The following is a 22,045-nucleotide window of genomic DNA, read 5'->3' as shown; positions in this document are numbered from 1 at the left end:
TAAGAAGATGGCTAAGGCAGCTACCCCCAAGAAGGCCGCGGCAGGCTCCGCCGGCAAGGTTACGCAGGTTATCGGCGCCGTCGTGGACGTTGCTTTCGAAGGCGAACTGCCGGCGATCTTGAACGCGCTCGAAACCACGAACGGCGGCAACCGCCTCGTGCTCGAAGTCGCGCAGCATCTTGGTGAAAACGAAGTCCGCACGATCGCCATGGACTCGACCGAAGGTCTGGTTCGCGGTCAGCCGGTTTCCGACACCGGTGGCCCGATCACCGTTCCGGTCGGTCCGGAAACGCTCGGCCGTATCATGAACGTCATCGGCGAGCCGGTCGACGAAGCCGGTCCGCTGGTTACCTCGGGCAAGCGCGCCATCCACCAGGATGCACCTGCCTACGTCGACCAGTCGACGGAAGCACAGATCCTCGTCACCGGCATCAAGGTCGTCGACCTGCTGGCACCTTACGCAAAGGGCGGCAAGATCGGCCTCTTCGGCGGCGCAGGCGTCGGCAAGACCGTTCTCATCATGGAACTGATCAACAACGTCGCCAAGGCGCACGGTGGTTACTCGGTATTCGCCGGCGTGGGTGAACGTACCCGCGAAGGCAACGACCTTTACCACGAAATGATCGAATCGGGCGTCAACAAGCATGGCGGCGGCGAAGGCTCGAAGGCAGCCCTCGTTTACGGCCAGATGAACGAACCGCCGGGCGCCCGCGCTCGCGTCGCGCTCACCGGTCTGACGATCGCTGAAGACTTCCGCGACAAGGGCCAGGACGTTCTGTTCTTCGTCGACAACATCTTCCGCTTCACGCAGGCAGGTTCCGAAGTGTCGGCTCTGCTCGGTCGTATTCCTTCGGCCGTTGGTTATCAGCCGACGCTCGCCACGGACATGGGCCAGATGCAGGAGCGCATCACGACCACGACGACCGGCTCGATCACCTCGGTTCAGGCGATTTACGTTCCTGCCGACGACTTGACCGACCCGGCTCCGGCAACCTCGTTCGCCCACTTGGACGCAACGACGGTTCTGTCGCGCTCGATCGCCGAAAAGGGTATCTACCCGGCTGTTGATCCGCTCGACTCTACCTCGCGCATGCTCGACCCGATCGTTGTCGGCGAAGAGCACTACGAAGTGGCTCGTAAGGTTCAGTCGACGCTGCAGCGCTACAAGTCTCTGCAGGACATCATCGCGATCCTGGGCATGGACGAACTGTCCGAAGAGGACAAGCTGGCCGTTGCCCGCGCCCGCAAGATCGAGCGCTTCCTGTCGCAGCCGTTCTTCGTTGCCGAAGTCTTCACCGGTTCGCCGGGCAAGCTCGTCGCGCTCGAAGACACGATCAAGGGCTTCAAGGGCCTGGTCAACGGCGACTACGACCACCTGCCGGAAGCTGCCTTCTACATGGTCGGCTCGATGGAAGAAGCCATCGAAAAGGCCAAGAAGCTCTCCGCAGCGGCTTGATGCATTCACTTACGGCGCGCAGGGTCCGTCCCCGCGCGCCGTCTCTCGTTTCAAAGACAATCAAGAAGTGAAACGTCATGGCTGACAATTTCAATTTTGAACTCGTATCTCCCGAGCGACTGCTGCTGTCGGAGATGGTGACCGAAGTTGTCATTCCGGCAACCGACGGCGAGATGACCGTCATGGCGCACCACGCCCCGACGATGACAACAATCAAGCCCGGCATCGTCAGCGTTCGCTCCGCGAACGGCAAGAAGCAGGACTACGTGGTGTTCGGCGGTTTTGCAGACATTCTGCCGACCGGCTGCACGCTGCTTGCTGAATCCGCTGTCATCGTACAGGACCTGTCCAAGGACGAGTTGACACTGCGTATCGACGCGGCGAAGACCGAACTCGACGACGCACACCACCATGAGCAGAAGTCCCGGCTTGAGCACTACATCATGGAGCTCACGCACCTCAAGGGTGTGGTCAATCAGGACTGATATCGTCTGAATAAGACGGATGGAAAGCGGCCCTTCGAGGCCGCTTTTTTTGTTTTTGCCACATGGTGTCAGCACTTCTCGCGGGGTCGGTGTCAACTCGTGCCGTTGCGAGACATGCAGCGTTGACGGCGGCCGTCGCGCGTGTTTGCTTTCCGCGGTTGCCGCCATAGTTTTCGCTGTGGGGATTCATAACGTTCGGCGCGAAGACGGCGCCACGATGTCCATCGGGGGGATCATGTTTCATCCAAAGCTGTTCGAAAATCGCAATGTCGTGGTGACAGGTGCTGGCAGGGGGATCGGGCTCGAGGTCACCCGCCAGTTTCTGGATTGCGGCGCCAAGGTGCTTGCTCACATCGGTCGTGAAAGCGAGCGTAGCTTGCCGGACTTTCTGCTGACGGCTGAAGCTGATCGGCGTGCGTTTCTGGTCGCCGCCGATTTCAGCAAGGCCGAGGGAACGCGGGCCTTCGCCAACACGGTGCTTTCGACGTTCGACCGTATCGACGTGCTCGTCAACAATGCCGGCACCATGGTCGGCCGTTTTCCCGCCGATCAGCTGACGGACGAGCAGTATCAATCAGTCGTGCAACTTAACCAGACGTCCGTCGTGGAGCTGACACGGGCGCTCATTCCGGCATTGCGGGCGGCGCAGGGTGCGGCGATCGTCAATACGGTTTCGATTTCCGCGCTGACCGGAGGTAGCCCGGGATCGGCAATCTATTCGGCGTCGAAGGCGTTCGTTGCCACTTACTCCAAGGCGCTTGCGCGAGAACTGGCGCCCGCTGGTGTCCGGGTCAACTGCGTTTCGCCTGGCACCATCGAGACGGATTTCCATCAACGCTATTCTTCTCCCGAGAAGCTCGAGGCGACTCGCAAGAGCATCCCTCTGCAGCGGCTTGGCACGGCAGAGGACTGCGCACCGGCCTACCTCTTTCTGGCTGCGCCTTCACTTTCCGGTTATGTGACCGGACAAGTACTTGAAATCAATGGCGGTCAGCTCATTTGCTAACCGCCGGACTTTTTTTGGTATTTTAGAAGATCCAAACGATCGGCATGCGCGTATATGTTATCTTGTGACTTGAGTTTTATAATTCATGCAATCAGAGATATAGAATGCATTTGCCTACACCGAGATCGGGTATGCCCGATCACGAATTTCAGAAATTCTCCGTGCGCGCACGAGAGGCGAGCGATCTTCTAAAAGCGCTCGCCCACCATACGCGGCTCCTCATCCTCTGCATTCTTGCCGATGGGGAGAGAACGGTAGGCGAGATCGAGGATATCCTCGGCATCCAACAAGCGATGGTTTCTCAACAGCTTGCCCGTCTGCGGATGGAGGGGATCGTCAACACCCGCAGGCAGGGTCGGTTGATCTACTATCGCGTGGAGAACCCGGGTACCGTTGCCTTCCTGCGGACACTCTTCGTCATGGTGCCGGCGGACGCCTAACCCCAGCCCTCTTGCCCGTCGCGGTCTTGTCGTGACAATAGCGTGAGCCGAGGTTCGGCGCGGAGGCGGGATGATCGACAAGCTGGAATTCTTTATCGCTCTCGCAAACGAGAAGCATTTTGGCCGTGCTGCCGAAGAGTGCGGAATTTCACAACCTTCGCTTTCGGCAGCGATCCGCCAGCTGGAGGATCAGCTGGGCGTCATTCTCGTGCAGCGTGGTTCACGCTTCCAGGGGCTGACGCCGGAAGGGCAGCGCGTGCTGGAGTGGGCGCGGCGCATCGTCGGAGATACCCGCACCATGCGGGAGGAGATGCGCGCCGCCCGAAAGGGCCTGTCCGGACACATCAAGATTGCGGCAATTCCGACAGCCTTGTCCATGCTGACGAAAATCACGGCGCCATTTCAGGAGCGGCATCCGGATGTGACCTTTTCGATCGTCTCCAGAAACTCGCTGCAGGTCCTGAGCATGCTTGAGAATCTCGAGATCGATGCCGGGATCACCTACCTCGAGAATGAGCCGCTCGGGCGTGTCACCAGCGTTCCGCTCTATGCCGAGCATTACAATCTGATCACGGCTGCCGGCAGCCCTCTCTCTGATCGCGAGAGTGTGACGTGGAAGGAAGTCGGCCTTCTTCGGCTTTGTCTATTGACGGCGGACATGCAAAACCGCCGCATCATCAATCAGCATCTCGCCGAAGCGGGCGCCGTTGCGCACCCGACACTCGAGTCGAACTCGATGATCGTGCTGTTCTCCCACGTCCGGACAGGGCGCTGGGCGAGCATAATGCCGCGCAATATTGCAAAATCATTCGGTTTTCCTGCTGAAATCAGGATGATCCCGATCACCGAGCCGCAAGCCCATCATCTCGTCGGTCTGGTGGCGACGCATCGTGAGCCATTCACGCCATTGGTTTCCGCTTTGCTGCATGAGGCGCGCAATCTCGCCGAAGAGGCGGATTTTTGATAGGTTTATCCTATCGTTTGACGGAACAACATTATTGATCGCTTCGTCCAAGCCTGAGAAAGTTCTATAATGAACTGACGTTAGCGGTCGCAGGCTACGGAAGAGGGCCTTTACCGCGATTCGCAGGCCGCGGGAGGGCTGCTGATGAATATCCATGTCGCCAATGGCGATATCGCAACACGTACCATCGCGATCATCGACCATCTCAAGCATCTCGAAGGCCCGTTGCTGCCGATCCTGCACGAGATCCAGGATGAATTCGGCTATGTCTCGCAAGAGGCGTTACCCATCATCGCGAAAGAGCTGAATCTCTCTCGCGCCGAGGTTCATGGCGTCGTCACCTTCTATCATGATTATCGCGATCATCCTGCTGGCCGGCATGTGCTGAAGCTCTGTCGCGCCGAGGCCTGCCAGTCGATGGGCGGCGATCTGCTGGCCGAGCGCGTCAAGGCGCTGCTTGGCATCGACTGGCACGGCACGACGCCAGATGGAGCGATCACCCTCGAACCCGTCTTCTGTCTCGGGCTCTGTTCGTGCTCGCCGTCCGCGATGATGGACGGCGAGGTACATGGCCGGGTGGACGCCGCCGATCTCGAGGCGCTGATTTCGGAGGCACGTCGATGACCGTCCGGATTTATGTTCCCTGTGATGCGGCTGCCCTGGCATTGGGTGCGGAGCGTGTGGCAAAGGCGACCGCCGAGCAGATTGCGGCTCGCGGGCTCGACGCCAAGATCGTGCGCAATGGTTCTCGCGGCATGCACTGGCTGGAGCCGCTGGTCGAGGTGGAAGTCGCTGGCAAGCGCGTCGGCTACGGGCCGGTGAAGGCGAAGGACGTGGTTTCGCTGTTCGATGCCGGATTGGTCACGGGCAAGGATCATCCGCTCTGTCTTGGCGAGGTTGAGGAACTGCCGTTCCTCAAGCGCCAGACACGCCTGACCTTTGCCCGCTGCGGCATCACCGATCCGCTCTCGCTTGACGATTATGAGGCGCATGGCGGTCTCGCCGGCTTGCGCCGTGCGGTTTCGATGCAGCCCGCCGATGTCGTCAAGGAAGTTACCGATTCCGGTCTGCGCGGCCGTGGCGGCGCGGGCTTCCCGACGGGGATCAAGTGGAAGACGGTGCTCGACGCGCCGGGTGAGCGTAAATACATCGTCTGCAATGCCGATGAAGGCGACAGCGGCACCTTCGCCGACCGGATGATCATGGAAGGCGATCCCTTCGTGCTGATCGAGGGGATGGCGATCGCTGGCCTTGCGACAGGCGCCACCAAGGGCTTTATCTACACGCGGTCGGAATATCCGCATGCGATCGCGGCGATGAGCCGGGCGATCGATATTGCCCGCAGCGCCGGCATCCTCGGCACGTCGGTTCTGGGCTCGGGCAAGGCGTTCGACATGGAAGTCCGCACCGGCGCCGGCGCCTATGTCTGCGGCGAGGAGACAGCACTTCTGAACAGCCTTGAAGGCAAGCGCGGTGTTGTTCGCGCCAAGCCGCCGCTGCCTGCTCACAAGGGGCTCTTCGATTGTCCCACCGTCATCAACAACGTCATTTCGCTCGCCTCGGTGCCTGTGATCATGGACAAGGGCGCTGCCTATTACCGCGACTTCGGCCTTGGCCGCTCGCGCGGCACTATTCCGATCCAGATTGCCGGCAATGTGAAGCACGGCGGTCTGTTCGAGACCGCGTTCGGCATTTCGCTCGGCGAACTGATCGATGACATTGCCGGCGGAACCGCATCCGGGCGGCCGGTGAAGGCGGTTCAGGTCGGTGGTCCGCTCGGTGCCTACTTTCCACGCGCGCTGTTCGATACACCATTCGACTACGAGTCTTTCGCGGCCAAAGACGGCCTGATCGGCCATGCCGGTATCGTCGTCTTCGACGAAAGCGCCGATATGCTGAAGCAGGCGCGCTTCGCGATGGAGTTCTGCGCCGTAGAAAGCTGCGGTAAGTGCACGCCCTGCCGTATCGGCTCGACGCGCGGCGTCGAAACGGCGGACAAGATCGCGCGCGGTATCGAGCCGGAGAAAAACCGCGAGCTGCTTACCGATCTCTGCAACACCATGAAATTCGGGTCGCTCTGCGCGCTCGGGGGCTTCACGCCCTATCCGGTCATGAGCGCCATGACGCATTTCCCCGAAGATTTCGTTCCCACACCTCTCATCGAAGCGGCGGAGTAAGACCATGCCTCTCGTCCATGAAACCGATTACGGCACGCCGGCCTCGACCTCCGAAACCATGGTGACGCTTACCATCGACGGCAACCAGGTGACGGTGCCCGAGGGCACATCGATCATGCGCGCCTCGATGGATGCGGGCATCGAGATCCCGAAACTCTGCGCCACCGACATGATCGACGCCTTCGGTTCTTGCCGCCTCTGTCTTGTCGAGATCCAGGGGCGGGCGGGCCTCCCTGCGTCCTGCACAACGCCGGTTGCGCCTGGCATGGTGGTTTCGACGCAGACGAACCGCCTGAAGGATGTGCGCAAAGGCGTGATGGAGCTCTACATCTCCGATCATCCGCTCGACTGTCTGACCTGTGCCGCCAACGGCGATTGCGAGCTGCAGGACATGGCGGGCGCGGTCGGTCTGCGCGACGTACGCTATGGCTATGAGGGCGACAACCACATCAAAGCGCGAAACAACGGCGATCTCAATCTCAAATGGGAGCCGAAGGACGAGTCCAACCCCTATTTCACCTTCGATCCCGCGAAATGCATCGTCTGTTCGCGCTGCGTGCGCGCCTGCGAGGAAGTGCAGGGCACGTTCGCGCTGACGATTGAAGGCCGCGGCTTCGATTCGCGTGTTTCTGCCGGCATGCACGAGGACTTTGTCTCGTCGGAGTGCGTCTCCTGCGGCGCCTGCGTGCAGGCCTGTCCGACAGCGACGCTGACGGAGAAGTCGGTCATCGAAATCGGTCAGCCTGAGCATTCCGTCGTCACCACCTGCGCCTATTGCGGCGTCGGCTGCTCCTTCAAGGCAGAGATGCGTGGCGAAGAACTGGTGCGCATGGTGCCCTGGAAGGACGGGCAGGCGAACCGCGGCCATTCCTGCGTCAAGGGCCGCTTCGCCTATGGCTATTCCAGCCACACGGATCGCATCCTCAATCCGATGGTCCGTGAGAAGATCACCGATCCCTGGCGCGAAGTGAGCTGGGACGAGGCCTTCGCGCATGTCGCCTCGGAGTTCCGCCGCATCCAGTATCAGTACGGTCGCGATTCCGTCGGCGGTATCACGTCGTCTCGTTGCACCAACGAGGAAACCTATCTGGTGCAGAAGCTGGTGCGTGCCGGCTTCCGCAACAACAATGTCGATACCTGCGCCCGCGTCTGCCATTCACCGACCGGTTACGGCCTCGGCCAGGCCTTCGGTACCTCGGCCGGCACGCAGAACTTCGACAGCGTCGAGCAGAGCGATGTCGTCGTCATCATCGGCGCCAACCCAACCGATGGACATCCGGTTTTCGGCTCTCGCCTGAAGAAGCGGCTGCGCCAGGGTGCAAAGCTGATCGTCATCGATCCGCGCCGCACCGACATCGTGCGTTCGCCGCATGTCGAGGCATCCTATCATCTGCCGTTGAAGCCCGGCACGAACGTCGCGATCCTGACGTCGCTGGCGCATGTCATCGTGACGGAAGGGCTGTTCGACGAGACCTTTATCCGCGAACGCTGCGACTGGTCCGAATTCGAGGACTGGGCGAGCTTTGTCGGCGAGCCGCATCACAGCCCGGAAGCGTCCGAGAAGTTCACCGGCGTTCCGGCCGATCTCGTGCGTGGTGCCGCACGCCTCTATGCCAAGGGCGGCAACGGGGCGATCTATTATGGTCTTGGTGTCACCGAACACAGCCAGGGCTCGACCACAGTCATGGCGATCGCCAACCTTGCCATGGTGACCGGCAATATCGGCCGTCCCGGCGTCGGCGTGAACCCGCTGCGTGGGCAGAACAATGTGCAAGGCTCCTGCGACATGGGGTCGTTCCCGCATGAACTGCCTGGCTACCGTCATGTCGCCGACGATGCGACGCGCGACATCTTCGAGAAGCTTTGGGGCGTCAAGATCAGCAACGAGCCGGGGCTGCGCATTCCGAACATGCTGGATGCGGCGGTCGATGGAACGTTCAAGGCCCTCTACGTCCAGGGTGAGGATATCCTGCAATCCGACCCCGATACGAAGCACGTCGCGGCCGGCTTGGCCGCTATGGAGTGTGTCGTCGTTCACGACCTCTTCCTGAACGAGACGGCGAACTACGCGCATGTCTTCCTGCCGGGCTCGAGCTTCCTCGAGAAGGACGGCACCTTTACCAATGCCGAGCGTCGCATCAACCGCGTTCGCAAGGTCATGAGCCCGCGCAACGGTTATGCCGATTGGGAAGTCACGCAGAAGATGGCGCAGGCCATGGGACTTGGCTGGAACTATACGCATCCGTCCGAGATCATGGACGAGATCGCCGCGACGACGCCGAGCTTTGCGCTCGTCTCCTACGACTATCTGGAGAAGGTTGGGTCGGTGCAGTGGCCCTGCAACGAAGCGCATCCCGAGGGATCGCCGATCATGCATGTCGACGGCTTTGTCCGCGGCAAGGGCAAGTTCATCCGCACCGAGTATGTCGCGACCGACGAGCGGACGGGGCCGCGCTTCCCGCTGCTGCTGACGACGGGCCGTATCCTCAGCCAGTACAATGTCGGGGCCCAGACACGCCGCACGGAAAATGTGGTCTGGCATCCCGAGGACCGTCTGGAGATCCATGCGCACGACGCCGAACAGCGCGGCATTCGTGACGGCGACTGGATCAAACTGATGAGCCGCTCGGGTGATACGACGCTGCGGGCGCTGATCACCGACCGTGTGGCACCGGGTGTCGTCTACACGACCTTCCACCATCCGGATACGCAGGCGAACGTCATCACGACGGACTTCTCGGACTGGGCCACCAACTGCCCGGAGTACAAGGTGACCGCCGTGCAGGTCTCGCCGTCCAACGGCCCGACCGACTGGCAGCGGGACTATGACGAGCAGGCACGCCAGAGCCGACGCATCGTCAGCAAGCTGGAGCCAGCCGAGTGATCGAGCGCCCGACCCGTATTGCCGTCAGGCGCACCGCCTGCAGCGGCGGTGTCGTCCTGTCCGGCGAGCGGATCGTTCCGGAAGAAGTGCCGATCGCGTTTTCCTATGGCGGCAGCACGCATGCCGTGATGATGGGCACGCCCGCCGATCTTGAGGATTTTGCTATCGGCTTCAGCCTCACGGAAGGAATCATTTCCGATGTCGGTCAGATCGCCGGCATCGAGATCGTCGAGACCGAGAGCGGCATCGATGTCCAGGTGGCACTGGTTGATGATGTTGCCACGGCCCTGACGGCGCGCAGACGCAGCATGGCCGGGCCTGTCGGCTGCGGTCTCTGCGGCATCGAGTCGATCGAGCAGGCGGTTCGCAAGGTACCTGACGTGAGGGCCGTGTCCCTCAAGGCTGCCCACGGAGACATCGTTGAGGCGGTTTCGCTATTGAATGGCGCGCAGCCGCTACATCGCGAGACGCGCGCCGTACATGGCGCCGGCTTCTACCTGCCGGGCAAGGGACTGCTTGCCGTGCGAGAGGATGTCGGCCGCCACAACGCGCTCGACAAGCTCTGCGGCGCGGTGATCTCCCAGAAGCGATCCGGGGCTGAGGGCGTCGTCACTGTCACCAGTCGTCTGTCCGTCGAGATGGTCCAGAAGGCGGCGATCCTCGGCAGTTCCATTCTTGTCGCTATTTCGGCGCCGACAGCCCTTGCTATTCGCACGGCCGATGAAGCCGGCATGACCCTCGTTGCCCTCGTGCGCGGCGAGGACTTCGAGATTTTCACGCATACGCACCGCATTCAGCCGGGAAGTATTTCCGATGTCGCATGATACGCACAGCAAGCTGGTCTATATGGCCAACCAGATCGCCACCTTCTTCACCAGCCAGCCGGCCTCCGAGGCGGTTGAGGGCGTTGCGGCACATATCAACAAGTTCTGGGAGCCGCGCATGCGGCGGCAACTGTTCGAGATCCTGGAGACGGGGGATAGCGGGCTGCATCCGCTCGTTCTCGACGCGGCCCGGATGATCAAGAAACCCGAGCCGGTCGCAGCGGTCACGCAGCCCTGATCTCAGCCTGCCGGCTTCCAGTCCGGTGGCGCCATTTCGAAGCTCGCAAATTCGAAGCCGGGTGCAACCGTGCAGCCGACCAGCGTGAAATCGCCGAGCGTTTCAGCAGATTGCCACCAGTTTGCCGGGATGATCGCCTGCGGGCGTTCGCCGGCGCGGATGTCCGTCCCGAGCCGCAAGGTTTCGCTTGCTTTCCCGTCTTCGGAGCGATGTAGCGCAAGCGGTGCACCGGCGTAGAAATGCCAGACCTCGGCCGCGTCGTGCACACGGTGCCAATGCGAGCGTTGTCCTGATTTCAGCAGGTAGTAGATCGCCGTCGAATGCCCGCGCCTGTCGTCGGGGCTATCGCGAAAAGTCTGGACGTACCAGCCGCCTTCCGGGTGCGGCTGCATCGAAAGCGCTTCGATAATCTCGTCCGGCGACATCAGAAATTGTCCTTGCGCTTGCGGATTTCGGCAAACACCTCTTCGTTCGTCTTGCTCTCCATCAGCAGGTTGCGGCGGATCGCGGGGTCGCCGGCGCGCAGGAAGGGGTTCGTTTCCTTCTCCAGAGCAAGCGTGGTGGGGATGGTGAACTTGCCCTCGGCCCGCATTGCTTCGATCTCGGCGGCGCGGCTCTTCAGCCGTTCGTTGGTGGGATCGATCGTCAGCGCGAATCGGGCATTCGACAAGGTGTACTCGTGGCCGAAATAGACCGCCGTTTCATCGGGGAGCACCGCAAGCTTCTGCAGGGAGTGCCACATGTCGGCCGCCGGTCGCTCGAAGAGCCGTCCACAGCCGAGCGCGAACAGCGTATCTGCGGCAAACAGAAGCTTGTCGTCGACGAAATGATAGCAGATGTGGCCTGCCGTGTGGCCGGGCGTCTCGATCACGCTGATGGTGTGGTCGCCAAACAGAAATGTGTCGCCGTCGGCCATCGTCTTGTCGAGGCCCGGTATGGCGACAGCTTCATTGATCGGCCCGACGATCTCGCAGCCGTACTGCTCCTTGAGCGCAAGGTTGCCTTCAACGTGGTCGGTGTGATGGTGGGTCGTGAAAATGTGGGTGATCGTCCAGCCGCGTCGATTGGCGGCGGCCACGACGGCATCCGCATCGGGGGCGTCGATCGACGCCGTCAGATCGGTTTCCGGATCATGCACCAGCACCCCGAAATTATCGGTGCGGCAAAGAAAAACATCTAAATCCAAAGGTTTCATCGCTCAAAATACCTCTTTATCGCGGACATACCGGGAATGTAGAGGTTCCCATCTTGAAGTCCAATCGACCATTGATAACATTTGGTGCAATGCACGCCGATATCGTAGACCTGCGCCAGTTTTATCACTCGGACCTTGGCCGAATTGCCGAGCAGTCGATTTCCATGGCGCTGTCGTCGCTATGGGTGCGGCTGCCGCAGGAGCGGCTTGTCGGCCTCGGCTATGCCGTGCCGTTTCTCGATCGTTTCCAGGCCGATACGGAGCGCACATTTGCGTTCATGCCGGCCGGGCAAGGTGCGGTCAATTGGCCGATGGGTTCGCTGTCGAGCACCGCGCTTATCTTCGACGAGGAATTGCCTCTGCCCGACTCGTCGATCGATCGGGTGCTGATGGTTCATTCGCTCGAGTTCGCGGAGAGCCCGCGTGAAACCTTGAAAGAGCTCTGGCGGGTGCTGGCGCCCGGCGGGCGCCTCGTTATCGTGGTGCCGAACCGTCGCGGCGTATGGGCCCGGATGGAGCACACGCCTTTCGGCTCCGGGCGTCCCTATTCACGCGGCCAGCTGACGCATCTGCTGCGCGAGACGAACTTCACACCAGGCGCTACCGCCGAGGCGCTGTTGTTTCCGCCGTCCAAGCTTCGCACGATGATGCGGGTTCGCGGTGTCTTCGAGCGTGTCGGGCGCGCATTGTGGCCCGCCTTCTCCGGCGTTATCATCGTCGAAGCCCAGAAGCGGCTCTATCAGGGCCTGCCGGTGGCCGCCCGCGCCTCTCGCCGCGTCTTCGTTCCGGTGCTGGCACCTCATGGCGTTCCGACGACGCGCAGCAGATAGCCGCTCGGCACTCGACAAGATCGTCGTTCCGTTCTATTGCCTCTGGGCAATTTTAGCCGGATTTCCGGTGTTTTTCCAAGGTCGATCCCATGAGCGAAGAGATGAGCAAGCCCGTTCCGCGTCCCGGTATCCTGGATATCGCAGCCTATGTGCCGGGCAAGGAGCACGCCCCAGGCGTTGCACGCGTCTACAAGCTTTCGTCGAACGAAACGCCGCTTGGTGCCAGCCCGAAGGCGATTGAGGCATTTCGCGCCGCTGCCGCCAATCTGGAGCGTTATCCCGACGGTCAGGCCATCGAATTGCGCGAGGCGATCGCTGCTGTGCATGGTCTTAACCCGGCTAACATTTTGTGCGGCAACGGCTCCGACGAACTGCTCGGGCTTCTTTGCCACGTCTATCTCGGCGCCGGCGCCGAGGCCATCATCACCGAGCACGGTTTTCTCGTCTACAAGATCCAGATCATGGGCGCCGGGGCAACGCCGGTCTCGGTCAAGGAGAAGGACGCGACGGTTGATGTCGACGCCATCCTCGCTGCGGTGACCCCGAACACGAAAATGGTGTTCATCGCCAACCCCGGCAACCCCACCGGCACCTATGTTCCGGTCAGCGAGATACGCCGGTTGCAGGCGGCTCTCCCGAAGAACGTCGTTCTGGTGCTCGACGCGGCCTATGCCGAATATGTTCGCCGAAACGACTATGAGGCCGGGATCGAAATCGTCTCGTCCAACGCAAACGTCGTGATGACGCGCACTTTCTCGAAGGTCTACGGCCTAGCGGCACTCCGGGTCGGCTGGATGTATGCGCCGGCCGAGATCGTCGATGCGCTAAACCGTGTTCGCGGGCCGTTCAACATGAATTCGGCCGCGATTTCAGCAGGTGCTGCAGCGATCCGCGACCAGGCCTTTGTCCAGGAAACTGTCGTCTTCAACCAGATGTGGCTCGACAAGCTCACCTCCGCTTTCGAGGCGCTCGGGCTGAAGGTTACGCCGTCGGTCACCAATTTCGTCCTGATTCATTTCCCTGACGTCGACGGCAAGCGCGCCGCTGACGCCGATGATTTCCTGACGAGCCGCGGCTATATCCTGCGCGCCGTGAAGGGTTACGGGTTTGCCAATTCGCTGCGTATGAGCATCGGCCCCGAGGAAGCGAACCGCGGCGTCATCGAGGCGCTCGGCGAATTTTTGGGACGCAAGGCATGACCGCCCAGTTCGATCGCATCGCGCTGATCGGCATCGGCCTGATCGGCTCCTCGCTCGCGCATGACATCAAGCGGCTCGGGCTGGCGAAAGATGTGGTGATTGCGACCCGCAGCGCCGAAACGCTCAAGCGCGCCGAAGAGCTGGCGCTTGGCGACCGCTATACGACGTCTTCGGCGGAGGCCGTCGAGGGTGCGGATCTGGTCATCGTTTCGGTGCCGGTCGGCGCTTCCGAAAGCGTGGCGAAGGAGATCGCCGGCAGCTTGAAGCCGGGCGCGATCGTGACCGACGTCGGCTCCACCAAGGCGTCCGTCATCGCGCAGATGCAGCCGCATATGCCGCCGCAAGTTCACTTCATTCCGGGGCACCCGCTGGCAGGCACCGAGAAGTCAGGCCCGGACGCCGGCTTTCCGGGTTTGTTCGAGGGACGCTGGTGCATCTTTACGCCGGTTGCCGACACCGATCCTGTCGCGCTGAATACGCTTCGTCAGTTCTGGGAGACGCTCGGCTCCAAGGTGGATGAGATGGATCCGGAGCACCACGACAAGGTGCTCGCGATCGTCTCGCATCTGCCGCACATCATCGCCTATAACATCGTCGGCACGGCCGATGACCTGGAGACGGTGACCGAATCTGAAGTCATCAAATATTCGGCGTCCGGTTTTCGCGACTTCACGCGTCTCGCGGCATCGGATCCGACGATGTGGCGCGATGTCTGCCTGCACAACAGGGATGCGATCCTTGAGATGCTCGCACGGTTCTCGGAGGATCTTGCCTACCTGCAGCGTGCGATCCGCTGGGGCGAAGGCGACAAGATATTCGAGCTGTTCACCCGCACCCGCGCAGTCCGCCGGTCAATCATACAGGCGGGGCAAGATGTGGACGCGCCGGATTTCGGACGCCCACATGCCCTGGACAAGAAGCCCTAAGGTCAGATCGGCGGGATCGAACCGAGCGGGATAAAGCCGCTGACGGTGGCATTGCCCTTGTTGACGACGAGATCGACGGAAACCTTGTCGCCGCCGCCCGCCAACGCCTTCAAGAGCTTGGCCGCGGTATCGACGCTTTTCGCGATCTCCGGAAAGGTCGTCTTGATGCTGTCGCGCCACGGACCGAGGCGCTCGATCTCCAGCTTGAACTGGCCCGATAGATAGCCCTCCTCGTCGAAGGAGAAGGGGCCAGTGACGGTCATGACCTTGCCGTCGCCGATATCGGCCACCGCCTTACGCAGTTCGCCGCTTGCCCCATAGAGGCCCTTCTCGTCGCTGCCATCGATCATGCCGGCTTTGCCGGCCAGCGTGATGTCGGCGCTCGCGGTCAGCTGCGGGAAGACCTGCGGCCAATCCTTGATCTTCGTGTTAGAGCCCATCACGGCGACTGCGCCATCGAGATCGGCACCGTTCTGGCGAAGATGGATTTCGGTGTGGGTGGAATCGAAATTGACCGTCTGGCCGTTGGCGGACGATGTGGCGACGACCTTCAGACCGTCGATGACGGTCGAAGAGCGGTCGATGCCTTTCAGTTTCGTAACGAGGCTGGATTGCAGGTTCGCCCATTCGGCATTGATCGAAAGACCGTGCGCGGTCCTGATCTCCGCCGGAGAATCGAGCTCCCAGACAATATGGCCCGGCGCATAGACCTGGGCCGCTGAGCGAAGCTCGCCGAAGCTTGCCGAGACGCCGTTGACGTTGTCGTCGACATCGACCTTCGAGCAGAAGAGGCCGATGCGGAACGGGAAGCCGCGGAAATCGATGTTTGCGCATTCGCCGGTCACGCCGGCGCTATCGCGTGGCGCAATGGCCCTTAGCACCGTCGTCTTCAATTGCGAGGCGGCATAGAACCAGCCGCCGGTGTAAAGCGCGATGACCAAGATAATGCCGCCGCCAAGCAGCCAGAACTTCCTGCCGCTGCTAGATTGGCTTGACGCTGCCATGATGTTCTCCAATGGTGAATCGCAAAGAGAATTTCGGTCTGGCGTGCGATATGGACGAATTTTGGGTGTTTGGCTACGGATCCCTGATGTGGAATCCGGGCTTCGAGTTTGTAGAGCGGTCTCAAGCGCTTGTCCGTGGGTATCGACGCGCGCTATGCGTCCGATCCTGGGTGCACCGGGGAACGGAAGAGATTCCGGGGCTGGTGCTCGGGCTTGATCGTGGCGGATCGTGCCGGGGAATGGCCTTTCGCGTCGCTTCCGACCTCTGGCACGAGGTGATAGAATACCTGCGGGAGCGCGAGCTCGTCACCAATGTCTATCTGGAACGCCACCTGTCACTGCAGCTTGCCGGCGGGCGGAGCGTCAAAGGTGTGACCTATGTCGTCGATCGGAACCATACGCAATATGCGGGCGCGCTGGACGCGGTCGCAGCCGCGCAGATCGTGCATGAAGCGCAGGGCAGATCAGGCCCGAACGACGCCTATGTCTTCAACACGCTGGCGCATATGAAGGACATGGGTATCCGGGATCACTGGCTCGAACAGGTCGTCGGAGAAGTGGAGCGGCTGCGGGCGGCTTGACGTCAGGCGCGGGCAGCGTTTTCCTTGCGAAGCTCTTCAAGCCGATGGGCAGCTGTCGGGGGCATCGGCAAGTCCGGATTGCGCTCGGCCGCGTCGATCAGGAGTTCATCACTGGCCCGTTCAGTAACGTCGATCAGATGCGCGAAGAAGGCATCAGGATCCATTCCCGGCTGGATGGCCGGCAAAATCCGTATCTTGAAGTGGCCTGGATAGCGCATGGTGCTGCGGCGTGGCCAAAACAATCCGGGATGCATGGCGACCGGCACCACCGGCAGCTTCAGGTCGCGGTACATCCGCGCGATCCCGTATTTGTAGAGAGGTTCAGCACCCGGCGGGCGACGGGTTCCTTCCGGATAGATGATCAACTGGCGACCTGTCGCGAGTTCTTCCTTCGTGCGGCGCAGGGCCTCGACCATGACCTTGCCGCGCGCACCGCGATTGATCGGGATCATCCGCTGCTTCTTGGCATACCAGCCGAACAGCGGGATCCACATCAACTCGCGCTTCAGGATGTAGACCGGGTCATTCAGCCAGGGCAGAAGCGCGTAGGTGTCCCAGAAAGACTGATGCTTGGGCGCCAGGATGTAGCTGCCTGACGGCAGGTTTTCCATTCCTTCGATCTCGAATGTGGTCCCGACGATCTTTTCCATCAGCCAATGGTTCGACAGCGCCCAATTCTTCGGGACGCGGTAAGCGAGCTTACGCGGGGCCAGGAAGTAGAAGGGCGAGAAGACGAGCATCCGGAGGATGAGATTGGCGTAGAAGATCGTGTTGAAAAGGACGGAACGCAGCGCGATCATGAAGTTTCCCAAGGCAAGTGTCCGCAACGAGCGGCTGTGTCGTCCTACACGATATTGCGCGCCTGAAAAAGCGCCTGTTCAGCTTTGTCCGTCGGAAGCGGCCGAACGCAAGCCGGGATGGCGGCCAAGGCCGGTCAGGTTCCGCGCACCGGCAAGAAGCACTTTCAAGTACTCCGCGAGCATGACACGCATGGCGTTGGGATCGGTGAACCACGCGCTGGTCTTCAGATCGGTATTGACGACGGGATAGGGGATGAACTGCGTCTCCGGATCGACATAGGCAAGCTCCGAGAGACTGCGGGGCATATGGTAGTTGTTGGTGACGACAAGCACGCTCTTGTAGCCCTTGGCGTGAATCCAATTTGTCGCCTCCTCGGCGTTGCCGATGGTATCGAGCGCGTCGTAGCCGATGTCGACGCAGCAGGCGAAGAGTTCCGGTGTCGCCTGTGTCATCTTGCGGATTTGCTTGCTTGTCGTCGTCGGGTGAACGCCCGAGATCAGCAGGCGCTTGCCGGCGCCCTTCTGCAGCAGTTCGACAGCCTGATCGATCCGCTGATAGCCGCCCGTCAGCACCACGATTGCGTCGGCGCGCGGATCCAGCGGCGGCTTCAGGGTCGTTACCGAATCGGCGAAATGGAGAAAGCCGCCGAAGATGAGGGCGATCGCCAGCACAAAGGCAAAGCCGCCCCAGCGCAACATCCGCCGCACCGGCCCGCGCCGTGCAGGCTCGGACCCGGAGCGGCTAAGCTCCGGTCTCGATCGACTTGTGTTGCGGGGCATATGGCTCATGCTCATGAATCGAAAATTATACGCAGATTGCGGCAGCGAACAGACGCTTTGATGGCAAAAAAGGCATGGCAAGCTCAATTGGCGAGGCCGTCGGCTCGTGTCGGGTCCGAACGAAGCGTGTCGATCTCATAGATCGTCCGCATTACGGTCAAGCGTGCCGTGACCGTTGTCAGGAGGGCAATGACGATCATGGTGGCGAAGATGCCTGCATAGCCCAGGGCGCCAACGGAAAAGGTGCCGAAAAGCGCGGTTGCCTGGTCGGTCTGGGGGGTCGCTATTGTGTGGCTTTGGAGGAAGCCCGCCATGAGGAAGAACAGAGCGGCGAGGGCGCTCCCGACGGCAGATCCCTTGAGGCTGATCTTCAGGAAGTGCTTCTGGAACTCGGTCGCAACGAAGGAGCTTTCGGCGCCGACGAAATGGAGAACTTCAACGATATGCCGATTACCGGATAGCGCGCCCCGTGTTGCGAACACCACGGTCAGCACCATCGCGGAAAACACCAGCAGCAGAACGCCAGTGCCGATCATGACCGTGGTATGAGCCATGGAAACCAGCCGGTCCACCCAGGTGCGGTGATCGTCCAGCGACGATTGCGGGATATTGTCTTTCAGCAGTGCGCGCATGGCATCGAAATCGGGCGGATTGTACTCGTCGATGGTAACGATGACGAGGCGCGGAACGGGCAGCTCCTTGATATCAAGCCCGGCTCCGAGCCACGGCTCCAGCAGGCGAGCGGTTGCCGCCTCGTCGACGATCTGGGCGCTCTTCGTGCCGACGAAGGTCATTGCCGTGTCGCGCGCCTGATTGAGCGCCTTTTCCATGTCGAGACCGTCGTCCGGCTTGATCTGGATGGTGATCTCGCGGGAGATCTGGCTTTCCCAGCTGGCAGCGGTCGCGCGCACCATGCTGACGCCGCCGAGCGTCAGGCAGGCGAGGAATGCCATGATCGCGATCACCACCATGAGCGCGTTGCCCTGGATATTGGCCGAGGGCAGGATCGGGGCCGTCGGCCTCACCTTCATCTCAGCGCGCTTCGGCGCCTTCTGCGCGGATTTGGGCGATTGGAGCGGAGCGGGCTCAGTCATGGATATCAAGGTGCCCTTCCGAAAGAATCATGCGGCGGGCATCGACCTGATCCATCAGCGCCAGATCGTGAGTCGCGATCACAACGGCGGTGCCGAGGCGGTTCAGTTCCAGGAACAGGTTGAGCAGCCTGCGGGCCATCGGCGGATCGACGTTGGCGGTCGGCTCATCGGCCAGCAGGATTTCCGGCCTGTCGATCAGCGCGCGCGCAATGGCTGCACGCTGCTTCTCGCCACCCGAGAGTACGGGAGGCAGCACATTGATGCGCTCGCCGAGACCGACCCACTTGAGCAGTTCGAGCACGTCGGTTTTGTAGCTGCTCTCATCCTTGCCGCGGACCCGCAACGGTAGCGCCACGTTCTCGTAGGTCGTCAGGTGGTCGAGGAGGCGGAACTCCTGGAAGATGATCCCCACTCGGCGGCGCAGCAACGGCAGCTCGGGCCTGGGAATATCGGAGATGTCGCGCCCGAACATGCGGATGAGGCCGCGCGTCGGCTGGAGCGACAGGAAAAGCAGCCTGAGCAGCGTCGTCTTGCCGGCGCCCGAGGGGCCGGTCAGGAACTGAAATGATTTCTTCGGAATGTCGAAGGTCAGATCCCGGAGAATCTCCGGTCCCATTCCGTAGCGCAAACCGACGTTCTCGAAGTGGATCAACGGGCAGCTCAGTCTTTTGTTTGTTTCACCGCAGGACTTGTTAACCAACTCCGTTAACAAGCGGTAAATTCAGCCGGAAAGACGCCTGTTTGATGGCGATCTTTGCGAAGCATTAACCATTAAAATTTACGACTGGGCAGGATTCGTTTCAATGCCGGATTTCGTTGCCGGCCCGAAACCATGTGGACACCGGAAAGGCCGTCGTCATGACTTCCTCCTCGTTCAAACGCCAGATGCCCGGTCAGGCCTACGACTATCTGCCGCCGGAGCCAGCCAAGCGCGAAATCCGTCCCAATCGGACCGATGATATAGCCGATGCAGAGTTCGTCGTCATCGAGAGAAGCAGGCCGGAAACGGTGCGCAGCCGCGCGTTCAACGACAACCGCTCGCGGGTGAAGGTTCAGACACCGCCGGCCGGTCTGGCGCGCTCCGTGGCTTCGTCAGGCGAGGCGTGGCTGCAGCGCGCATCGACACGCAGTTTCGCGGCGCTCGTCGTTGCGGCGTGCATACTGGTCTTCGGCCTCTCCGGCGGCTTTGCCGGCTTCTCCCGGGCCGATGTCGTGAGCGATAGCGCACCGCTGCATTTCAGCCATGTCACGACGCCGCCGCGCGACGCCAACGGCATGCGCGTGCTTGTCATCAACGGCATTGTCGATAACGTCAGCCGCGTGACGCAGGTCGTCCGGCCGATACGGGCGGATCTTCTGGTTGGTGAGCAGTTGACTGCAAGCGTCATCATCAACCCGCCTGCCGACGCGATTTACAGCGGCCAAAGTCGCGGTTTTTCCACGAAAATGCAGTACGCCGGCGGAAAAATCCCGGAAGTGCGCCTTTCCTTCGTACCGTAAGGGGTGCCTCGACCCGTCGTTTGTGGTAACGGCTTGTGCTTCTTTCCATGGAGCAAGCCTTTATGCCCGTCGTGCGCGGAAAAAACATCGAGCCTCTTTTCACTGCCGAGCAGATTGCCGAGCGCAATCACGCCATCGCAAAGCAGATTGCGGGCGGCCCGACCAATGATCTTCTGGTAATCGCGATCCTCAAGGGCTCCTTCATTTTTGCAGCCGATCTCATTCGCGCTCTGCATGACAGCGGTCTGGCGCCCGAGGTCGAATTCATTACGCTCTCCAGCTACGGCACCGGCACGGTTTCGCAGGGCGTTCGCATCGTCAAGGACATCGACAGCGATGTGAAGGACCGCGACGTTCTGCTGATCGACGATATCCTGGAGTCCGGGCGCACGCTGCGTTTCGCCAAGGAGCTGCTGTACGAACGCGGCGCCAGAAACGTCACGATCGCCGTGCTGCTCGACAAGAGCGTCAAGCGTCGGGAAGAGCTGGAAGCGGATTATGTCGGCTTCGAATGCCCCGATTATTTCGTCGTCGGCTATGGCATGGACGTTGCCTACGCATTTCGCGAACTGCCATTCGTCGGCGTCGTCACCGGCGACGCCTGAGCCGGTTTCAAGACGGGTTGTTAACCATCCCGTCCATCGCTTGCCGTCGTTTACCGATCGCAAAGGAAAGTCATGTGATTTCCGATGCAGGGCATGAAACGGAGCAATGCACACCATGGCAAAAATTCTGATTACGGAAGACGAGGATTCCCTGCGCTCTTTCGTAGCCCGCGCTTTGCGTCTTGATGGTCACGAGACCGCGGAGGCCGCTGACGGTGCGGAAGGACTGGAAAAGCTGAAGGACGGGGCCTACGACCTTCTTCTTTCGGATATTCGCATGCCCGTCATGGATGGCATAGAATTGGCACACCAGGCGAAGTCTGCCTTTCCGGCGCTGAAAATCCTGCTGATGACCGGCTACGCCGAACAGCGCGAACGCGCCGACGATCTGGCTGAGAAGATTGTCGATGTCGTCTCGAAGCCTTTTGCCCTGCCTGATATCCGCAAGGCGGTCGCGAGAGCACTTGCTGCCTGATTTGATCGGGTGCCCGCAGCCGTGCGGGCCAATTCTCCTCCGACTGGCTGCTGCTTCGGGCTCCCGGCTTATTTCGGAACGAATTTTCCTTCGTAGCGGACGCGGAAATTCCGGCGGTGGAAATCCTGCTGGAAGCATACGAAGATCAGCTCGATATCGGCTGCGCTGTCGCGCTTGCTGAGCAGGCTGAGAGTTACGACCACAACACCGGCATAGCCGCGCGTCAATTTGAAAGCTGCATTGCGGATGTCGTTCGAGGCGGCGTCCTGCCTGTCATCACGGCGCTCATAGATCACCCAGAAACGGCAGATATCCCAGGTCGCCCGGAGAATTTCGGTGACTTCGGCCTGAAACTGTTCGGCGTGCATGCCGGGCGCCCAGGACAAGGTCTGCTCGCCCTCGTCGGCGATGACGTTCACATATCCGTCGAAGTCGCCTGCCGGGTCGGAGAGCGCGCTCTCGATCATTTCGAAAGCGGCGTTTTCACCGATTGCTGTCTTGAAGAGAATCGCCATCGAATCGCTGTTATCACCTATCTAGCGATGCGACATTACGAATCTTCGCGCGCCTGGGAATAGTCTC

The 22,045-nt window shown here is 61.0% G+C and carries 25 protein-coding genes; 17 read left to right on the top strand and 8 right to left on the bottom strand.

Annotated elements, in window-relative coordinates:
• Positions 1-7 precede the first annotated feature (7 nt).
• From atpD to ASE04_RS00590, 10 genes are all read left to right on the top strand, one after another.
• Positions 8-1,456 (top strand): F0F1 ATP synthase subunit beta, encoded by a 1,449-nt coding sequence (gene atpD, locus ASE04_RS00635; RefSeq protein ID WP_056810323.1) that lies wholly within the window; start codon positions 8-10, stop codon positions 1,454-1,456.
• Between the two features lie 77 nt (positions 1,457-1,533).
• The gene (locus ASE04_RS00630; RefSeq protein WP_056810320.1) at positions 1,534-1,941 is read left to right on the top strand and encodes a F0F1 ATP synthase subunit epsilon; all 408 of its coding nucleotides are present in this window, start codon (positions 1,534-1,536) and stop codon (positions 1,939-1,941) included.
• 235 nt (positions 1,942-2,176) lie between these two features.
• A complete protein-coding gene (locus ASE04_RS00625; RefSeq protein WP_056811273.1) occupies positions 2,177-2,947 on the top strand; it encodes an SDR family NAD(P)-dependent oxidoreductase in 771 nt (256 codons plus the stop codon).
• 104 nt (positions 2,948-3,051) lie between these two features.
• A complete protein-coding gene (locus tag ASE04_RS00620; RefSeq protein WP_056810317.1) occupies positions 3,052-3,387 on the top strand; it encodes an ArsR/SmtB family transcription factor in 336 nt (111 codons plus the stop codon).
• Positions 3,388-3,457: 70 nt separating this feature from the next.
• Entirely contained in the window at positions 3,458-4,351 is an 894-nt protein-coding gene (locus ASE04_RS00615; RefSeq protein ID WP_056810315.1) for a LysR family transcriptional regulator, read from the top strand.
• A gap of 144 nt (positions 4,352-4,495) precedes the next feature.
• On the top strand, positions 4,496-4,975 hold the full coding sequence (locus tag ASE04_RS00610; protein ID WP_056810312.1) for a formate dehydrogenase subunit gamma: 480 nt from the start codon (positions 4,496-4,498) through the stop codon (positions 4,973-4,975).
• Entirely contained in the window at positions 4,972-6,528 is a 1,557-nt protein-coding gene (locus ASE04_RS00605; RefSeq protein ID WP_056810309.1) for a formate dehydrogenase beta subunit, read from the top strand. Before ASE04_RS00610 ends, ASE04_RS00605 begins: the two co-directional genes overlap by 4 nt.
• A gap of 4 nt (positions 6,529-6,532) precedes the next feature.
• Complete coding sequence (fdhF, locus tag ASE04_RS00600) at positions 6,533-9,412, top strand: formate dehydrogenase subunit alpha (RefSeq protein ID WP_056810306.1); 2,880 nt, start codon at positions 6,533-6,535, stop codon at positions 9,410-9,412.
• Between the two features lie 17 nt (positions 9,413-9,429).
• Positions 9,430-10,236 carry a formate dehydrogenase accessory sulfurtransferase FdhD gene (gene fdhD, locus ASE04_RS00595; RefSeq protein ID WP_443216835.1) on the top strand — a complete coding sequence of 269 codons (807 nt, stop codon included), beginning with the start codon at positions 9,430-9,432 and terminating at the stop codon, positions 10,234-10,236.
• On the top strand, positions 10,226-10,474 hold the full coding sequence (locus ASE04_RS00590) for a formate dehydrogenase subunit delta (protein WP_056810300.1): 249 nt from the start codon (positions 10,226-10,228) through the stop codon (positions 10,472-10,474). Before fdhD ends, ASE04_RS00590 begins: the two co-directional genes overlap by 11 nt.
• Positions 10,475-10,476: 2 nt before the next feature.
• On the opposite strand, the gene ASE04_RS00585 is transcribed toward ASE04_RS00590, so the two are convergent.
• Both ASE04_RS00585 and gloB read right to left on the bottom strand, forming a co-directional pair.
• Entirely contained in the window at positions 10,477-10,899 is a 423-nt protein-coding gene (locus ASE04_RS00585) for a cupin domain-containing protein (protein ID WP_056810297.1), read from the bottom strand.
• Complete coding sequence (gene gloB / locus ASE04_RS00580; RefSeq protein ID WP_056810294.1) at positions 10,899-11,669, bottom strand: hydroxyacylglutathione hydrolase; 771 nt, start codon at positions 11,667-11,669, stop codon at positions 10,899-10,901. Before gloB ends, ASE04_RS00585 begins: the two co-directional genes overlap by 1 nt.
• A gap of 53 nt (positions 11,670-11,722) precedes the next feature.
• Between gloB and ASE04_RS00575 the strand changes: the two genes are divergently transcribed.
• From ASE04_RS00575 to ASE04_RS00565, 3 genes are all read left to right on the top strand, one after another.
• On the top strand, positions 11,723-12,499 hold the full coding sequence (locus ASE04_RS00575; protein WP_056810290.1) for a class I SAM-dependent methyltransferase: 777 nt from the start codon (positions 11,723-11,725) through the stop codon (positions 12,497-12,499).
• A gap of 89 nt (positions 12,500-12,588) precedes the next feature.
• Entirely contained in the window at positions 12,589-13,698 is a 1,110-nt protein-coding gene (hisC, locus tag ASE04_RS00570) for a histidinol-phosphate transaminase (RefSeq protein ID WP_056810287.1), read from the top strand.
• Positions 13,695-14,624, top strand: coding sequence for a prephenate/arogenate dehydrogenase family protein (locus ASE04_RS00565; RefSeq protein ID WP_056810283.1), 930 nt, complete (start codon positions 13,695-13,697; stop codon positions 14,622-14,624). Before hisC ends, ASE04_RS00565 begins: the two co-directional genes overlap by 4 nt.
• A 2-nt stretch (positions 14,625-14,626) precedes the next feature.
• On the opposite strand, the gene ASE04_RS00560 is transcribed toward ASE04_RS00565, so the two are convergent.
• Positions 14,627-15,628, bottom strand: a complete 1,002-nt coding sequence (locus tag ASE04_RS00560; protein WP_056810280.1) for a DUF2125 domain-containing protein — start codon at positions 15,626-15,628, stop codon at positions 14,627-14,629.
• Between the two features lie 11 nt (positions 15,629-15,639).
• On the opposite strand from ASE04_RS00560, the gene ASE04_RS00555 reads away from it, so the two are divergent.
• Entirely contained in the window at positions 15,640-16,209 is a 570-nt protein-coding gene (locus ASE04_RS00555; protein ID WP_156408670.1) for a gamma-glutamylcyclotransferase, read from the top strand.
• Positions 16,210-16,211: 2 nt separating this feature from the next.
• On the opposite strand, the gene ASE04_RS00550 is transcribed toward ASE04_RS00555, so the two are convergent.
• The 4 genes from ASE04_RS00550 to ftsE form a co-directional block, all read right to left on the bottom strand.
• Positions 16,212-17,009 carry a lysophospholipid acyltransferase family protein gene (locus tag ASE04_RS00550; RefSeq protein ID WP_056810277.1) on the bottom strand — a complete coding sequence of 266 codons (798 nt, stop codon included), beginning with the start codon at positions 17,007-17,009 and terminating at the stop codon, positions 16,212-16,214.
• Positions 17,010-17,087: 78 nt separating this feature from the next.
• On the bottom strand, positions 17,088-17,798 hold the full coding sequence (locus ASE04_RS00545; RefSeq protein WP_082597225.1) for a YdcF family protein: 711 nt from the start codon (positions 17,796-17,798) through the stop codon (positions 17,088-17,090).
• Positions 17,799-17,872: 74 nt separating this feature from the next.
• Positions 17,873-18,883 carry a cell division protein FtsX gene (locus tag ASE04_RS00540; protein ID WP_056810268.1) on the bottom strand — a complete coding sequence of 337 codons (1,011 nt, stop codon included), beginning with the start codon at positions 18,881-18,883 and terminating at the stop codon, positions 17,873-17,875.
• On the bottom strand, positions 18,876-19,535 hold the full coding sequence (gene ftsE / locus ASE04_RS00535) for a cell division ATP-binding protein FtsE (RefSeq protein WP_056810266.1): 660 nt from the start codon (positions 19,533-19,535) through the stop codon (positions 18,876-18,878). The genes ASE04_RS00540 and ftsE overlap by 8 nt, the downstream gene beginning before the upstream one ends.
• 206 nt (positions 19,536-19,741) lie before the next feature.
• On the opposite strand from ftsE, the gene ASE04_RS00530 reads away from it, so the two are divergent.
• The 3 genes from ASE04_RS00530 to ASE04_RS00520 all read left to right on the top strand — a co-directional run bounded on the left by ASE04_RS00530 (position 19,742) and on the right by ASE04_RS00520 (position 21,463).
• Positions 19,742-20,383 (top strand): hypothetical protein, encoded by a 642-nt coding sequence (locus ASE04_RS00530; protein ID WP_056811265.1) that lies wholly within the window; start codon positions 19,742-19,744, stop codon positions 20,381-20,383.
• 62 nt (positions 20,384-20,445) lie between these two features.
• Positions 20,446-20,988, top strand: a complete 543-nt coding sequence (hpt, locus tag ASE04_RS00525; protein ID WP_056810263.1) for a hypoxanthine phosphoribosyltransferase — start codon at positions 20,446-20,448, stop codon at positions 20,986-20,988.
• A gap of 115 nt (positions 20,989-21,103) precedes the next feature.
• Positions 21,104-21,463, top strand: coding sequence for a response regulator (locus ASE04_RS00520; RefSeq protein WP_056810260.1), 360 nt, complete (start codon positions 21,104-21,106; stop codon positions 21,461-21,463).
• Positions 21,464-21,531: 68 nt separating this feature from the next.
• Here ASE04_RS00520 and ASE04_RS00515 read toward each other — a convergent pair whose 3' ends face one another.
• Positions 21,532-21,978: a hypothetical protein gene (locus tag ASE04_RS00515; RefSeq protein WP_056810257.1), complete on the bottom strand. Its 447-nt coding sequence runs from the start codon at positions 21,976-21,978 to the stop codon at positions 21,532-21,534.
• Positions 21,979-22,045: the final 67 nt, after the last annotated feature.

The organism is Rhizobium sp. Root708 (genome assembly GCF_001429725.1).
Lineage (GTDB): Bacteria > Pseudomonadota > Alphaproteobacteria > Rhizobiales > Rhizobiaceae > Rhizobium.
The sequence above is the reverse complement of the archived record's forward strand: the minus strand, read 5'-3'. Positions and strand labels throughout refer to the sequence as shown.